This window comes from Micromonospora sp. NPDC005203 (assembly GCF_042872705.1).
Classification (GTDB): domain Bacteria; phylum Actinomycetota; class Actinomycetes; order Mycobacteriales; family Micromonosporaceae; genus Micromonospora.
Genome location: NZ_JBIAKV010000015.1, coordinates 43,652 through 58,252, shown reverse-complemented (window position 1 = coordinate 58,252; position 14,601 = coordinate 43,652). Strand labels below are relative to the sequence as shown.

The window sequence follows — 14,601 nt, the reverse complement described above, 5'->3', positions numbered from 1 at the left end:
GCCGCGCTGCGCTGCGCCGCGCTGTGCCGTGGGCGTGCCGTGGGCGCAAGATCCGCGCAACTTCGCTGATGTTGCTGTCTCAGGGCCGCGGGAGGCAGCAACATCAGGGAGGTACGCGGATCTTGCGGATGCGCACCAGCGTCGCGTCCCGATCCGCTGCCCTTTGGCATGATCGCGCTCGATCCACGATGTAGTGGTGTCGCTGGCGTTGGGATGCCACTCGATCCTGGATCGAGCACGATCATGCAGGCAGCAGGCAGCAGGCAGCAGGCAGCAGGCAGCAGGCAGCAGGCAGCAGGCACCGCGGCCACCGCCACCGCGACCTGCCCGCAGGTCGGTGCGACAAGCGCCGCCACCACAATTGTCGGGCTGGAGCTCTTCGGCTCGGCGGCGACGCCGGAGCCGAATGGCCCTCCGGTCGTGGCAAGCGTGCCAGTGGTGGTGCCGGGGCTGGTGGGCGCGAGCCTGAGCGCCTCGTTGACCCGGAATGTCGGGCGGGCGTTCGTTGACCTTCCGTACGCCCGCCTGCGCGGCCGGGAACACCACGGTCACCGTACGCACCGACGGCGGGGTGTCCGGTGGGATCGCCTTCCGCTACCTGCCGGTGAGCGGTGAGCGGTGAGCGGTGACGCCCTCGCCGTACCGCTGACTGTCGGCGCGCTGTCGGCGCTTGCCGGCCTGGTCCTCGTGCTGGTGGCCCGGGCGCAGGCAGCCCACGCAGGTGATCGACTGACCGACGGTCCCGGTCAGGACCCGGGCAGGACCCGGTCAGGACCCGGGCAGGACCCGGTCCCGGTACCGACCGGGACGCACGGCGCGACGAGGCCGACCAACAGGTGTGCCGGTGGCGATCCGGGCCTAACCGCCTGCCGTGTTGTGGTGTGCGACAAGGCCCGGCAGTTCGTCGAGCGAGTCGATGCGGAACAGGCACTGCGCGGCCACGTCGGGGAGGTCGAGGATGTGACCCCACGGGCCGCGCCGGATCAGGCACGTCGGCATCCCGACCTCCTGGGCCGGGCGTACGTCGTTGTCGGGCCGGTCACCGACGTACAGGATCGACGACGCGTCGCCGCCACCCGCCTCGACGACCCGCTCGAAGAAGGCCAGTGACGGCTTCGCCACGCCCCACCCGTGCGAGGTGCCGATCACGTCCACGGGGAGGTCGAGGGCGTGCAGGGTCGCCTCGGCGTGCGCCGGCTGGTTGCCGGCCAGGCCCAGGAGCAGGCCCTGTTCCTTCAGGGAGGTCAGGCAGGTCCGCGCGTCGGGATAGAGATCCTCCTCGCCGAACGACTCCGCCCTGCCCGCGGCGGCCCGGCGCTTCAGCTCGGTGTCGAGGTCGAAGTCGGGCCGGAAGGCCCGGAACGTCTCCTGGTAGTCCAGACCCCTGGCGATTACCGAACCCAGGACCGCCGAGAGCGTGTGCCGTGGCACGCCGAACCAGTCGGCCCAGGTCGCGAACTCACGGGACTCGTCGAGAATCGTCCCACCGACATCGAAGAAAACCGCGTTGATCACTGCGCCCCCGGTCACCGTCGTGCTGTCGGTGGAGCATAGACGCGAGTGTCACTTGTTGACACGAATGAAGGCGGGTGCACGTGCCTGACGATCCGACGGTGTCCGCCAGGGTGGCCCCTTACCTCGGCACGCACGGGGAGCGGTGGCCGAGCACCCCCGTTGGACCTCCGACCTCGGGTGGTCGTTCACGTCCAGTAGCCGTCGACGGCTACTGGACGTGGGGCGTCGACGTCCTACTCGACGGGCCGGACCGCCATGGCCCCGGGCAACTGGCCGCACGTCACGCTCAGCTACGAGAGCGCGACCCTGGTGTCACCGGGGTCGCCCTGAACGGTGTCCCTGAGGTATGCGAGGTCAGCGGCCCCACCGATCGTTGCTGGTACGACGGGGGTGGCGGCGCACCTCTCACTGCGTGGCTGGCCCGCCGGGAGGGACCTCTGGGTGTTGCGGTACTTCTCAAGGACCGGAGTTGGGTTGTCCGGCGTGCTCGACCAGCTCAGTGCGATCGGCGAACGGGACGACTGGTGCGCGATCTGTAGCCGGGCACTGCAACCGTCGATGCCGTCCTGCGTTCCGCAGGGCGGCGAACCGGGCCGCTGTCTGCCCTCGCCCTCGGATCACCCGTGGCCCGCTGCCTCGTGCGCTGAACGGGTTCCCCGGCGCTCGTCGTGGGGCGGCGAACGTGTCCCTCCTTCACTATCCTGATCGTCCATGGGGGCGGACCCGGTGGGTGAGGTTCTCGTGCTCGGGCAGTCACGGGTCTGGCCCGCCGTCGCGGTGCCGGTCGCGATCGTGGTCGGGCTGATCGTCAGCGCGGTCCTGCTCGACTGGGTGAGCTGGTTCGGGATGGTGCTCGGCGCCGCGTCGATAGTCCTCGCGTTCGTCCACTGGCGAAACGCGGTATTGGCTGACGACACCGGGCTGCTGCTCCGCGACCGTGGTGGCCTGCGGCGCTCGTACCCATGGTCGGAGATCGAGCGGATGGGCTGGCAGGATGGCAGTATGTGGGGGAGTTCCCTGGTGGTCTTTCCACGCGGCGGCCCCTACGACGTACCGGGGCCCAACGCGCCAGTCACCGTGGCGCGCCTCTGGCGACCGGGACGCGCACACCTCGCCGACCCGATGCCGGCGCTGCTCCAGGCACACGGCATCAAGGCGCTAGGCGAGCCCTGACACTCCCGCCCGGAGCGTCAGGGAACGGACTCGTTCGCCTTACGGCTGTAAGGTCATGAGGTGACCACACCGAGAGCGCGGGCTCGCAACAAGCGCGGCGAAGGCGCCCAGTTGCGCGAGGAGATCGTCAGTGCCGCCGGCACGCTGCTGGACGGTGGCGACCCGCAGAGCGTGACGCTGCGGGCGGTGGCGCGGGAGGCCGGCATCTCGGCACCGTCGATCTACGCGCACTTTCCGGACCTGGACTCGATTCTGCTGGTGGTCGCGCAGCGCGCGTTCGCCGCCCTGGAGCAGGAGTTGGCCGGGCCGGACGACCCGGATCCGGCCGAGCGGCTGCGGGCGATAAGTGCGGCCTACCTGACCTTCGCCGAGCGTCAGCCCCACCGGTACCGGCTGATGTTCGGGGCGGTCTGGGATGCCAGCCAGGCCCGCGATCGGACGCCGGCGCTGGCGGACGATCTCGCCGTGCTCGGCATGGGAGCCTTCGAGGTCATCCACCGCACCGTCGCCGAGTGTGCCGCGAAGGGGCTCTCGACCAGCGCGGATCCCTTCGCCGACGCGACGGCGCTCTGGGTCGGGCTGCACGGGTTGGCCCAGCTCCGGGTGGCGACGCCGCTCTTTCCCTGGCCACCCAACCTGCGGGAGGCCCTCATCGGCCGGCTGGCACTGCTGGTCTGACCGGCCCAGACAGTCGCCAATCCGTCACCGGGCGACTGCGGTAGGTGTCCGCCCGTACGCTCAACGGCGTGCCCGGACCTGCCGAGAAGGCCACCGAACAGGACCGGCGTGACCTCATCGTCACGGTCGCGCGCGAGCTGGCCGAGGCGGAAGGCTGGGCGGAGGTGAGCACCCGACGGCTCGCCGAGCGGACCGAGATCGACGTCGGTGACCTCTACCGGTATTTCGCGGATCTGGACGCACTCCTGGCCGCCGTGGCCGTCTGCGCCTTCGCCGACCTGGCCGCCGATCTGGCGGAGGCGCACGCGGAGGCGACCAGCAGCCCCGAGGGGGCCTGGCCGGCGGTCGCCAGCGCGTACCTCGACTTCGCGTACACGAATCCGGAGGTCTACGACGCGATGCTCGCGCTGACCCCCGACCTGGCCCTCGGCGTCGATGGTGTCCCGGCCGCGCCGCGCGCGGTGTTCGCCGAACTGCGCGCGGCCCTGACCCCGCTGGCCGAGGGGCGCGACCCGGACACCCTCGCCGAGGTGGGGTGGAGCCTGCTGCACGGCGTGGTGATGCTCACCCGGGGCGGACGGCTCCGACCCGAGGGGCAGGAGGAACGCGAGGTGTTGATCGCCCAGCGGTTGCTCCGGTGGCCGTGACAGGCCGCGTGCTCAGTTGAGGGGCTCGCGGTCGAACGGCCCCTTGTCGACGAACCGGAACGTGCTGTCCAGCGGTGCGTTGCTCAGCTCCTTGAGGATCAGGCCGTTGCCGGCGGCGTGCAGCAGGAACCGGGTCTCACTGCCGATCGCGTACGTGTCGGGGCCCATGGCGGTGATGCTGAACCGCTGGATCGGGTTGTCCACGTCGCAGACGGCGGCCTCGACGGTCAGCTCGGGCTCGATGTCCAGACCGTTCACCTGCCAGCAGGACGGATCGTCGTTGGCGGGGTGATCGTCCTTCGTGCCGAAAGCCTTGATCACGTACTGGTCGCCGCCGATCGGCGTCGGCACGAACAGGACGCGTCCGCCGGTGTCGCCGCCCTCCTCGAGACGACCGCTGAGTTCCAGTGCGTCCCCTGGTCCCTGCACCCGCGCGATCGTGACCTCGCGCTTGCCGGACAGTAGGGGGTCGGCCGCGAGTCCCGGTGACGGCGTTCCCGCCGGGGCCGGCACGGCAACCGACGGCGTCGGCGTGCCCGTCCTGGGCTTCGGCGCCTTGTCGGCGTCGCTCCCGCACGCCACGAGCGCGCCGGTGCACGCCAGCAGTGCCGCGCCGGCAAGCCACTTCATGGTGATCACGTCGTACTCCTCATGAGCTGTCCCGACCCCTCGGCCGCCAGGAATTCTCCCACCCCCCAGACGAACGCCAAGCCGAGGCGGTTCACGGAAAAGTCCGAAAATCAGAGCGGATCTCCCGCCTATCCTGTCCCCTCGACGGGGCGGCGAAGGCATGGGGAGGGGACGGTATGACGGACGGGGCGGCGGCACGGCGGCAGGCGCAGGTGCTGATCTTCGATGCGGACGACACGTTGTGGGAGAACAACGTCGTCTTCGAGCAGGTGATCGACGACTTTCTCGAGTGGCTCGACCATCCCACGATGGATCGCACCGAGATCCGGACGATCCTCGACGACATCGAGCGGGCCAACACGGTGGCGCACGGGTACGGCAGCAAGGTCTTCCTGCGCAGTCTGGCAGAGTGCCTGGAGCGGCTGCGCGAACGGCCGGCCACCGACTCCGAGCGCCAAGAGATCGAGCGCTTGGCGGTCGCCCTCGTCGAGCACCAGGTGGAGCTGATGCCCGGGGTGGCCGACGCGCTCGACGAGCTGGCCGGCCGGCACGAGCTACTGCTGCTCACCAAGGGCGACCAGGCGGATCAGCAGCGCAAGCTGGACGCGTGCGGGCTGCTGCACCACTTCCGGGCCGCGCACATCGTGGCCGAGAAGGACGTCGAGACGTACCGGTGGTTGGTCCGGGAACACCGCTTTGATCCGGCCCTCGCCTGGATGATCGGTAACTCCCCGAAGTCGGACATCCTGCCGGCCCGCGCGGCCGGACTGAACGCGGTCTTCATCCCGAACGAGAACACGTGGGTGCTGGAGCACGACGAACTGGACCCCACCGACTCCGGGGTGTTGCGGCTCGCCGCGTTCCCCGATCTGCTGCGGCACTTCTGAGCGCGTCGAGAGCGAACAGCGTCAGCGATCATGGTCGCGTTACGCCGCACTGTCTGATTTTCACCCTGAGATCAGTCCCGCCGTCGGTCGCCCGACGCGGCTTGTCCGCCCGGTCCGGGCCGGCCTAACCTGGCCCGGCGCTCACGGCCTTCGGGGTGTCGGCCGGGAGCGCGTCGGCGTTCGGCGGCTGGCACCGTGGAGCTGAGTGCCGGAGCTGTCCGCTCCCATCCGGACGGCCGAGGGTCAGGGTCGGGTAGTTGCGGACCCGGCCCTGACCCGGCCACCGATCGATCGCACCGGCGAGCGGGGCAGACCGCACGCCGGTCGTACTGTCAGGATGACGCAATGAACCGCAGAAACCTTCTGTTCGGCGCTGCCGCAGGTCTGGCGGCACCAGCCCTGCTCGCCCCGACGGCGCCCGCGCTCGGCGCGCCCCGGCCGACGCCGCCGTGGGGCACCACGCCGCGGCCCCGCCGCCCCGGATCGAGCACCCCGCGCCGCAACCTGGCCGCCCGGTTGACCACCCTGCCGACGGAGACCCGGCAGGTGATCGTCGTCGGCGCCGCCAGCTACACCACCACCTACGCCACGCTTGAGGCGTACGTGCGGATCAGGGGCCGCTGGCGGCCGGCCTCGGCGGCGTTGCCGGCCCGCCTCGGCTCCGAGGGGTTCAGCGACAACCACGTGGAGGGTGTGCCGACCACCCCCACCGGCGTCTACTCGATCGGCCCCACCATGTACGGCATTGCCACCAACCCGGGAGTGCGATACCCCTACCACCGGTTGGTCAGCGGCGACTGGTGGAACGAGGACCCGTCGTCCCCGCGCTACAACACCTTCCAGCAGAGCGCGACCAACCCGGGTGGGGCCAGCGAGGCGCTGTGGAAGGAGATCCCCTCGTACCGGCACTTCGCGGTGATCACCTACAACATGCCACCTAACGTGGCGACCCCGATCCCCAACGCGGGCAGCGGCATCTTCCTGCACCAAAACCGGGTCAGCGGCGGCAACGCCACGGCCGGCTGTGTCTCGCTCGCCCAGAACCACCTGGTCGGCGTGCTCAACTGGCTGGACCCGGCGCTCTCGCCGCGCATCGTGCTCAGCCCGTACGCCCAGCTCGACCGATATTGACAAGCACTGCCGCTCAGCCGGCCCCGCCCCGGACGATCGACACCGCCACCCGGCAGAACTCGTCCATGTCCGGGTTGAACCCGGCCGCGATGTCGGGATGCAACCCGGAGCGGGTCTCCTCCAACAGTCGCTGGCAGACCTGCTCGACCGGCTCGCCACCGTAGTGGGAGCGGACCCGGTCGGTGGCAGCCTGAAGCGCCGAGGTCAGTTGCTCCTCCAGCGGGCCCCGGAGCTTCTGCTGCACAGGGTCGAGCCCGCGTGGGTCGAGCGTGACATGTGGCTCCGACATCGGTGCTCCCTTCGTCGCCGTCCGCGATACCCCACCGCGGTCGTCGGTCAAACCCCGTCCGGTACGGCGGTGACCCGCACCTCGTACGAGAATTCCTCGGCCGGCTTCTCCTGGTACGACAATCGGCGGATCTGCCGGTCGTCGTGGTAGAGCGCGACGTCCACAAGCACACCGAGGTGGGTGAGGCCGATGGATGACACCCGCTTCTTGTCCTGCAACACGGCGCAGACGCCGCCGAGCAGGGTGCTGGCGTCGCCCGTGCGGTGCCCGGGCGGACACCGCAGGACCAGCTCCACCTCGATGGGTCCGGCCAACGGCGTCCAGCCGGTGCGCTGAGCGGCCGCGAGGGCGGCCTGGAGCAGGGTGCGGACCCTCGTCGCCTGCCGGTGCCCGGCCGCGAAGATGGACAACGCTTCGGTCTTGACCGGTGGCAGGCCGCTCACCTCGAACGTCAGGGCGAGAGCGCGGGTGTCCTGCACGACGGCACCTCCTCGTTGGGACGATCCTGCCGAACCGGGGGAGCGGCGGTGGGGCGTTCCCGCGATTACCAACCGATCGGGCAGGCAGGGGGCGGCCGGAGGCGTGTCGACGGCGGCGGCGAACGCGCCGGCGGCGGCGCTAGGAAAACGCTAGCCGACGCCGCCCGCCCTCGGTAGTCGGCCAGTCACCCGATGGGGCGCGGCGGAAAGGCGCAGAACTCGTTGCCCTCCGGGTCGGCCAGCACCCACCACCAGCGCGCCGCGTCGAGCGGCTCCCGCAGTAGCGTCGCGCCCGCCGCGATCAGCGCCGTCGGCTCCGGGTCGACCAGGTCGACGTCCCAGTGCAGCCGGTTCTTGACCGTCTTGGGCTCGGGCACCCCGGCGAAGACCCAGTGGTCCCAGGGGAACCCGGCCGCGCCGGTGACGCCCGCGTGGGTCGACTCGTCCTCGACGGTGCCGCCGACCACACCGGCCCACCAGATCGCCTGCGCGAGTGGGTCGGTCGAGTCGACGACCAGCTCGAACGGGCCCGGCCTGGTGCCCTCGCGAGCCGCGAAAGCACAGAACTCGTTGCCCTCCGGGTCGACGAGGACCCACCAGGTGGCCTCGCCGCCCGGCTCCCGGACCAGCCGTGCGCCGGCCGCGAGCAGCGCCGCCGGGTCGGCGTCGGCCAACCGCAGATCCAGGTGTACGCGGGTCTTGCCCACCCGCGGTTCGGGCACCTTGTTGACCCAGATCGACTCGGCGTTCGAGCGCGCGGAGCGCGGGTCCACCCGGGTGTCGTCGTCACCGGCGTCGGCCACGTCAGCGTCGAGCATCCGGGCCCAGAAGGCACCGAGTGCGAGCGGGTCCGTGGCGTCGAGACAGAGATCCTTGAAGCGTGCGATCACGGTGCCAGCATGCCTGATTCGGGTCCGAGGTGTCCGGCACGCAGCGCCGCGTTGCCGCCGGCCCGGGTAGATCTTGGACAGTTTCCGTTTCGCGCGGACGGAAACTGTCCAAGATCCCCAGGAGGTCTGGTTCAGTGCTGCTTGGCGTACGCGACGAAGGTCTTCCAGGCCGTCGGGTTGACGCGCAGGGTGCCGCCGTCGCGGTCCTTGGTGTCGCGCACCAGCACCACGCTCGGCAGGTTGTCGGCGACCTCCACGCAGGACCCGCCGTTGCCGCCGGACCTGGTCGACGTGCGCCACTGTGGGGTCAGCATGTCCATGACTTCGCCACTTCCTTGATCAGCTCGATTGACGGCCGGCGGGGGAGCGCCTCGTTTCGCACGATCTCCCACGTCTTCGCCAGCTTAGCAACGTCGGTCGGTGCATCGACGATCTGCGCGGTGAGCTGGTTGTCGGCGTGAGCGACCCGCTCACCGTCGGGCATCTCGGCGATGATGAACTGCCCAGCCAACCCCAGATACATCCCCGCGTCCACCGGCACGACGTGCACCTGGATGTGCTCCGCCGTCGCCAACTGCGCCAGGTGCTCGCACTGCTCGACCATGAGCCCCGGCTGGTCGAGCACCGGACGGCGCAGCACCGCCTCGTCCAGCACGGCGATGAGCTGCGGCGGGCGCGGGCGGTGCAGGATCGCCTGCCGCTCCAGCCGGGAGGCGACGATCCGGTCCACGTCCTCGGCGTCGAACCGACCACCGGCCAGGGTGGCCCGCGCGTACCGCTCGGTCTGGAGCAGACCCGGCACGTACGCCAACTCGAACCAGCGCAGCGTGGTCGCCTCCCGCTCGAACTCGATCCACTCGCGCAGCCAGGCCGGCTCGGCGTCGAGCCGGGCCAGCCGATCCAGCATCCGTTGGAAGCGCCCAGCGGTCGGGTGGTGCGTGTCGATAGCCCGCATGTACTCCTTCGTGGGCGCCCGTCCGCCGGTCTCCACCGAGCTGACGTGTGAGCCGGAATAGCCGATGCCCCGGCCGAAGTCGTCCTGACTGAGCCCGAGCCCCGTACGGAACAGGCGCAGCTCGTCCAAGACGTAGTCGGTGACGTTGCCCATCGAATCCCCAATCCCTGCCCAACCTGCACCGGCGTGTCCTTCGTGGCTGCTCGACCGAGCCGCTGAGCTGCACGGATGCCGCGAGCACGTATCGACCGTAGTCGGGTCCTCGCAAACTGTCACCAGTGGCGGGCTCGCTGGTGGCCGGGACGGCGGCGGCGGGCTCTGCCCCGGGGTCGCTCCCGTCTCCCCCTTGCGGGAGCGGCCCCCTTCCCCGCCCCGAGGAGGTCTTTGTGCTGAGCCCGACAGAGCACCACGACGAGACGCGGTGGCGGTGATGGTGGTCCGGCCGCCCGTGCCGCACGTCGCCATGCGTCCGTTGTGGCGGTGCCGCAGCTGCGGCAGCGAATGGCCCTGCCAGCCGGCGAAGCTCACCCTGCTGTCGGAGTACCGGACCAACAGGATCGCGCTGCTCATCTACCTCGGCACGCTCATGAGCGAGGCGACGGCCCAGCTCACCCAGCTCCACCCGGACCACCCGCCGGCTCGGATGACCGAGCGCTTCCTCTCCTGGGCGAGAGCCCGGGGCTGACGCTCGGCCCGCCGTAGGTCATCCCGGGAAGTGAATAAGCGGCACCCCGCCGGAGTATTCCGGCCCTTCACTTGTCAGCACCGCGGAGTCGTGGGCCAGGCCCGCCACGGCGGCGGCGGCCAGGTCGAAGCGGCGGGTCCTGCGCTGCCAGAAGGTCAGCTCCGGCAGATCCTCCGACCGCTCTGGCAGCAGCGCGCAGGAGGGCAGGGCCAGTAGCTTGTGCAGCAGTGCCAGATCCTTGCCGGTCGCGATGGTCAACGCTTCGGTCGCTGCCACCACCGGCACCCCGAACCGCACCCCGTCCTCAATCACCTCGTGGACGGGCTCGCCCACGTGCACGGTCCGGAGGACGCCGTAGCCCAGCAGGGCTGACCGGTCCAGAATCAGCCGGACCGGTGGCGTCGTTTCCCAGGTCACGCGGCGTCAGCGGTGGGAGCGTCGTCATCGCCGTTCATCTCGGCCGCCATGGCGGCGCGGATCTTGGCTCGCTCGGCCTCGAACCGCTCCGGGGACCACTCGGCCTCGACGCCCAGGCGACGGGCACGCGCCTCGGCCACACCCTGCTCGCTCACGTGGATGCCGGAGGCGAGCAACAACTCCCTGTGCTGCTCCACCCGTCGGCGACGGCGCACCGACTCGGTGACGTAGGCACTGGCCATGCGGTTGCCCTGGCTCTCCAGGATCTGACTCACGTCCGGGGGAACGGAGATCGTGAAGCGGCGCTGAGGCTCTGTCATACGCGCAGCCTACACCTGTCATACTCCAGGATCGGTGCTGCTCGTGGAGTCAGGCGGGTTTGACCGTGGTGGCGTCCGGGTGCGACGTGTCGGAGGCGGGCCGGCTCTCCCGCAGTGCCAGGCGACGCGCCACCATCGTGGCGCCCGCGATCGCGGCCAGGACCATGGCGATCTCCATGATCACCACCGACGGTGCCGTGCTGTAGCCGGTGGCCCAGGCGAAGCCGATGGTGATCGGCGTGATGACGATGCCGGCCGCCGGCACGAGGACGCTCATCAGTCGAGTCGTCCGCCGGATCTCGGGCAGGTCGCGGAGCAGGGTCCGGACCGCGACGACCGCTCCGGCGGCGACCACCGCGCCCGGCACGCCGTAGGCGACGGCGACGGCGAGCTGGATCGGTACGTCTATCGAGCGGGGGATGTCGATCAGGTAGACGAATACCGGGTAGACCGCCATCAGAAGGGTGTAGCCGAGCACGGCACCGAGCACCGCGCCGATCAGTGCGGTGGCGACGAGGCGGCCGTAGTCCCCGCGCACCCGTCGGACGACGGCAGCCTCGTCGGCGAGCCGCCGCGCGAAGCCGGCCACGTCACCGCCGATCAACTGCGCGGGATCGCCCCCGTCGGAGGCCGCGGCCCGCAGGTCGAGGCGCAGGTCAGCGGCGAGTGTCGACCGATCGGCGGAGCCGACCCCGTACCCGCGCCACGCCTGGTCGGCCTCGCCCAGCAGGCGGTCGATGGTGTCCATGGGTCAACTCCTCGTGGGGTGCTGGTCGAGCGGGCTGAGAACGGCGTCGACGGTGTCGGTGAAGCGGTCCCACTGTTTCTGCCAGGCGTCCAGGTGGGCCCGGCCGGACCTGGTCAGCGCGTAGACCTTTCGGGGCGGGCCGCTTGGACTGACCTGCTGTTCGTCGGCGACGAGGCCAAGTCGGCGCATCCGGGTGAGCAGGGGATAGATGGTGCCGTAGCTGATGGCGCCGAAGCCGGCCGTCTCCATCCGCCGCACCAGCTCGTAGCCGTGCGCCGGCTCGCGTGCCAGCAGCGCCAGCAGGCACATGTCCAGCGCGCCGCGCAGGAGTTGGGTCTGCCGGTCGTTGTCGTCGATGGACTGGCTCTCCGCCGCTACCATGCGACACATACTACCTCGCTAGTTGGCGTCGCGATATACCAGAACCAACTTTCGCTGTGACAGCCAGGTTTCGCGACTTCGCAGGTGGGGCAGAGTAGCCGCACAGAGCATCCGGGCCGGGCGTTTTCGCAGCTCGTCAGACCTGGACGCGGCTCGCCGTGCGCCGGGGCACGGATGCCCTCCCCGGTCTTTCGCCGAGGAGAGGGGGAGGGCGATGACGGACCCCGAAACGGCACGACACCGACGCCGGCCAATTGTTCGGCTGGGCGCGGCGGCCGCCGCGATGGCGCTTGTCGCACCGCTCGCCGCGTGCGGCGCCGACGACGATGGCGGCCCACCGACGATCAACCTGTACTACCCGCCCGAGCAGAACCTGCAAAAGGTCGTCGACGACTGCAACACGCAGTCGCAGGGGCGGTACGAGATCGCCTACCAGGTGCTGCCCCGACAGGCCGACGACCAGCGGGTGCAGATGGTGCGCCGGCTGGCCGCCCAGGACAGCGGAATGGACCTGCTCGGGCTGGACGTGACCTGGACCCAGGAGTTCGCCAGCGCCGACTGGATTCGCGAGTGGACCGGCCAGGACAAGGCCGAGGTCGAGCAGGGCACCCTCGCCGGGCCGCTGTCCACCGCCCGCTACGAGGACAAGCTGTACGCGGCGCCAAAGAACACGAACGTCCAGTTGCTCTGGTACCGCAAGGATCTGGTGCCGCAGCCGCCGACCACCTGGGACCAGATGATCAGCGCGGCCCAGCAGCTCAAGGACCAGGGAAAGCCGTACCAGGTGCTCACCATGGGCGCCCAGTACGAGGGCCTGGTTGTCCTCTACAACACCCTGGCCGAGAGCGCCGGAGGCAAGATCCTCAACGACGACGGCACCCAGGCCGTGATGGACGACGGCACGGTCCGGGCGTTGGAGCAGCTCAAGAAGTTCGCCACCTCGGGCGTGACCTCGCCGTCGTTCAGCAACGCCACGGAGGACCCGGTCCGGCTGGAGTTCCAGTCCGGTTCGGGCGCGTTCCAGGTGAATTGGCCGTTCGTCTACCCGGCCCTGCAGGAGGCCAACCCGGACCTGGCCAAGCAGGTCGGCTGGGCCCGGATCCCCGGCGTCGACGAGGGCACCCCCAGCAAGGTCACCATCGGCGGGGTCAACCTGGCCGTCAGCTCCTACTCCAAGCACCCGGAGCTGTCCTTCGAGGCGGCCCGGTGCATCCGCAGCGCCGAGCACCAGAAGTTCTCCGCCATCAACGACGGCGTGCCACCCACCATCGAGGCGGTCTTCGACGATCCGGAGATGACCGAGGCGTACCCGATGAAGGACACCATCCTGGAAGAGCTGAAGGAACCGGCGACTCGTCCCCTGACGCCGGCCTACCAGAGCATCTCCACGGTGATGTCGGCGATCCTGTCGCCGCCGTCGGCAATCCGTCCACAGCAGACCGCCGACGAGCTGCGCGGTGCCATCGCCGACGCCCTCCAATCCAAGGGGGTCCTGCCGTGAGCGCGAGGAGTGAGCCGGTCCTGCGAGCCCCGCAGTCGCGAAGAAAGGTGGCACCGTGAGCGCGAGGAGTGCGCCGTTCCTGCGAGCCCCGCAGTCACGAAAGAGGGTGGCACCGTGAGCGCGAGGAGTGCGCCGGTCCTGCGAGCCCCGCAGTCGCGAAAGAGGGTGGCACCGTGAGCGCGAGGAGTGAGCCGTTCCTGCGAGCCCCGCAGTCGCGAAAGAGGGTGGCACCGTGAGCGCGAGGAGTGCGCCGTTCCTGCGAGCCCCGCAGTCGCGAGGAAAGGTGGCACCGTGAGCATCAACGCCACGCCGACCGGCGCGGACGTCGCCGGCCAGGAGAGCCGTGCGCCCGCCGCCGTGCCCACCCAACGCGGCGGTGGCCGTAGGCCGCCGTTGAGCGCGAACAAGAAGTCCGAGCGCAGGCTGGGCTGGTTGCTCTGCGCCCCCGCCGCCCTGGTCATGATCCTGGTGACCGCGTACCCGATCCTCTACTCGGTCTGGCTGTCATTGCAGCGCTACGACCTGCGCTTTCCCGACCAGCGTGAGTTCATCGGCCTGGAAAACTACGTCACGGTGCTCACCAACGAGTTCTGGTGGACCGCGTTCGGGGTGACCGCGCTGATCACGGTGGTCACCGTGGCCGTCGAGCTGGTGCTCGGCATGGGTCTGGCGATCATCATGCACCGCACGCTGGTCGGGCGGGGCATCGTCCGCACCTCCGCGCTCATCCCGTACGGGATCGTCACGGTAGTGGCGGCGTTCTCCTGGCGGTACGCCTGGACGCCCGGCACCGGCTACCTGGCCGACGTGTTCAGTGACGGCGCACCCCTCACCGAGCGGGCCAGCTCGCTGGCGATCATCATGCTCGCGGAGATCTGGAAGACCACCCCGTTCATGGCGCTGCTGTTGATGGCCGGGCTGGCACTGGTGCCGGAGGACCTGCTCAAGGCGGCCTCCACCGACGGTGCCACCGCCTGGCAGAAGTTCACGAAGGTGATGCTGCCGGTGATGAAGCCGGCGATCCTGGTCGCGCTGCTGTTCCGCACCCTGGACGCGTTCCGCGTCTTCGACAACATCTTCGTGCTGACCGCCGGCGGCAACGAGACCTCGTCGGTGTCGATGCTCGCCTACAACAACCTGATCCGGGGCCTGAACCTCGGCATCGGCTCGACGATGTCGGTGCTGATCTTCATCGCCGTGGCGATCATCGCGTTCGTCTTCGTGAAGCTGTTCGGCACCGCTGCCCCCGGCAGCGACGACGGGGAGAGGCGCTGA

Annotated in this window: 20 protein-coding genes; 9 read left to right on the top strand and 11 right to left on the bottom strand. The window is 70.1% G+C overall.

Annotation, left to right across the window (positions count from 1 at the left end; translation table 11 throughout):
• Positions 1 to 243: 243 nt before the first annotated feature.
• Complete coding sequence (locus ACFYPM_RS26860) at positions 244 to 615, top strand: hypothetical protein (RefSeq protein ID WP_387202407.1); 372 nt, start codon at positions 244 to 246, stop codon at positions 613 to 615.
• Between the two features lie 243 nt (positions 616 to 858).
• Here the strand turns inward: ACFYPM_RS26860 and ACFYPM_RS26855 are convergent, their stop codons facing one another.
• A complete protein-coding gene (locus tag ACFYPM_RS26855; protein ID WP_387202405.1) occupies positions 859 to 1,515 on the bottom strand; it encodes an HAD family hydrolase in 657 nt (218 codons plus the stop codon).
• Positions 1,516 to 2,226: 711 nt separating this feature from the next.
• Here ACFYPM_RS26855 and ACFYPM_RS26850 point away from each other — a divergent pair.
• From ACFYPM_RS26850 to ACFYPM_RS26840, 3 genes are all read left to right on the top strand, one after another.
• A complete protein-coding gene (locus ACFYPM_RS26850; RefSeq protein WP_387202402.1) occupies positions 2,227 to 2,688 on the top strand; it encodes a hypothetical protein in 462 nt (153 codons plus the stop codon).
• A gap of 60 nt (positions 2,689 to 2,748) precedes the next feature.
• Entirely contained in the window at positions 2,749 to 3,366 is a 618-nt protein-coding gene (locus ACFYPM_RS26845) for a WHG domain-containing protein (RefSeq protein ID WP_357377017.1), read from the top strand.
• A 68-nt stretch (positions 3,367 to 3,434) separates the two neighbouring features.
• Positions 3,435 to 4,013, top strand: coding sequence for a TetR/AcrR family transcriptional regulator (locus ACFYPM_RS26840; protein WP_387202399.1), 579 nt, complete (start codon positions 3,435 to 3,437; stop codon positions 4,011 to 4,013).
• Positions 4,014 to 4,025: 12 nt separating this feature from the next.
• Here the strand turns inward: ACFYPM_RS26840 and ACFYPM_RS26835 are convergent, their stop codons facing one another.
• Complete coding sequence (locus ACFYPM_RS26835) at positions 4,026 to 4,652, bottom strand: hypothetical protein (protein WP_387202396.1); 627 nt, start codon at positions 4,650 to 4,652, stop codon at positions 4,026 to 4,028.
• Positions 4,653 to 4,819: 167 nt separating this feature from the next.
• Here ACFYPM_RS26835 and ACFYPM_RS26830 point away from each other — a divergent pair, with 167 nt between their 5' ends.
• Both ACFYPM_RS26830 and ACFYPM_RS26825 read left to right on the top strand, forming a co-directional pair.
• Positions 4,820 to 5,530 carry an HAD family hydrolase gene (locus tag ACFYPM_RS26830; protein WP_387202393.1) on the top strand — a complete coding sequence of 237 codons (711 nt, stop codon included), beginning with the start codon at positions 4,820 to 4,822 and terminating at the stop codon, positions 5,528 to 5,530.
• A gap of 345 nt (positions 5,531 to 5,875) precedes the next feature.
• Positions 5,876 to 6,661 (top strand): L,D-transpeptidase, encoded by a 786-nt coding sequence (locus tag ACFYPM_RS26825; RefSeq protein WP_387202390.1) that lies wholly within the window; start codon positions 5,876 to 5,878, stop codon positions 6,659 to 6,661.
• 13 nt (positions 6,662 to 6,674) lie between these two features.
• On the opposite strand, the gene ACFYPM_RS26820 is transcribed toward ACFYPM_RS26825, so the two are convergent.
• The 5 genes from ACFYPM_RS26820 to ACFYPM_RS26800 form a co-directional block, all read right to left on the bottom strand.
• Positions 6,675 to 6,950 (bottom strand): hypothetical protein, encoded by a 276-nt coding sequence (locus ACFYPM_RS26820; protein WP_387202387.1) that lies wholly within the window; start codon positions 6,948 to 6,950, stop codon positions 6,675 to 6,677.
• 47 nt (positions 6,951 to 6,997) lie between these two features.
• The gene (locus ACFYPM_RS26815; protein ID WP_387202384.1) at positions 6,998 to 7,429 is read right to left on the bottom strand and encodes a hypothetical protein; all 432 of its coding nucleotides are present in this window, start codon (positions 7,427 to 7,429) and stop codon (positions 6,998 to 7,000) included.
• A 185-nt stretch (positions 7,430 to 7,614) separates the two neighbouring features.
• On the bottom strand, positions 7,615 to 8,319 hold the full coding sequence (locus ACFYPM_RS26810) for a VOC family protein (RefSeq protein ID WP_387202381.1): 705 nt from the start codon (positions 8,317 to 8,319) through the stop codon (positions 7,615 to 7,617).
• Positions 8,320 to 8,450: 131 nt separating this feature from the next.
• Complete coding sequence (locus tag ACFYPM_RS26805; protein ID WP_387202378.1) at positions 8,451 to 8,639, bottom strand: DUF397 domain-containing protein; 189 nt, start codon at positions 8,637 to 8,639, stop codon at positions 8,451 to 8,453.
• Positions 8,627 to 9,427 carry a helix-turn-helix domain-containing protein gene (locus ACFYPM_RS26800; protein ID WP_387202375.1) on the bottom strand — a complete coding sequence of 267 codons (801 nt, stop codon included), beginning with the start codon at positions 9,425 to 9,427 and terminating at the stop codon, positions 8,627 to 8,629. Before ACFYPM_RS26800 ends, ACFYPM_RS26805 begins: the two co-directional genes overlap by 13 nt.
• A gap of 277 nt (positions 9,428 to 9,704) precedes the next feature.
• On the opposite strand from ACFYPM_RS26800, the gene ACFYPM_RS26795 reads away from it, so the two are divergent.
• Positions 9,705 to 9,959, top strand: a complete 255-nt coding sequence (locus ACFYPM_RS26795; RefSeq protein ID WP_357524533.1) for a flavin reductase — start codon at positions 9,705 to 9,707, stop codon at positions 9,957 to 9,959.
• 18 nt (positions 9,960 to 9,977) lie between these two features.
• On the opposite strand, the gene ACFYPM_RS26790 is transcribed toward ACFYPM_RS26795, so the two are convergent.
• From ACFYPM_RS26790 to ACFYPM_RS26775, 4 genes are read right to left on the bottom strand one after another with little or no spacing between them, the layout of a single operon-like run.
• Positions 9,978 to 10,376 (bottom strand): hypothetical protein, encoded by a 399-nt coding sequence (locus ACFYPM_RS26790; RefSeq protein ID WP_387202372.1) that lies wholly within the window; start codon positions 10,374 to 10,376, stop codon positions 9,978 to 9,980.
• The gene (locus tag ACFYPM_RS26785; RefSeq protein WP_387202369.1) at positions 10,373 to 10,696 is read right to left on the bottom strand and encodes a hypothetical protein; all 324 of its coding nucleotides are present in this window, start codon (positions 10,694 to 10,696) and stop codon (positions 10,373 to 10,375) included. The genes ACFYPM_RS26790 and ACFYPM_RS26785 overlap by 4 nt, the downstream gene beginning before the upstream one ends.
• Before the next feature lie 49 nt (positions 10,697 to 10,745).
• Complete coding sequence (locus ACFYPM_RS26780) at positions 10,746 to 11,444, bottom strand: hypothetical protein (RefSeq protein ID WP_387202366.1); 699 nt, start codon at positions 11,442 to 11,444, stop codon at positions 10,746 to 10,748.
• A 3-nt stretch (positions 11,445 to 11,447) separates the two neighbouring features.
• On the bottom strand, positions 11,448 to 11,825 hold the full coding sequence (locus ACFYPM_RS26775; protein WP_387202363.1) for a PadR family transcriptional regulator: 378 nt from the start codon (positions 11,823 to 11,825) through the stop codon (positions 11,448 to 11,450).
• Positions 11,826 to 12,039: 214 nt separating this feature from the next.
• On the opposite strand from ACFYPM_RS26775, the gene ACFYPM_RS26770 reads away from it, so the two are divergent.
• On the top strand, positions 12,040 to 13,326 hold the full coding sequence (locus tag ACFYPM_RS26770; protein ID WP_387202360.1) for an ABC transporter substrate-binding protein: 1,287 nt from the start codon (positions 12,040 to 12,042) through the stop codon (positions 13,324 to 13,326).
• Between the two features lie 291 nt (positions 13,327 to 13,617).
• Complete coding sequence (locus tag ACFYPM_RS26765; protein WP_387202357.1) at positions 13,618 to 14,601, top strand: carbohydrate ABC transporter permease; 984 nt, start codon at positions 13,618 to 13,620, stop codon at positions 14,599 to 14,601.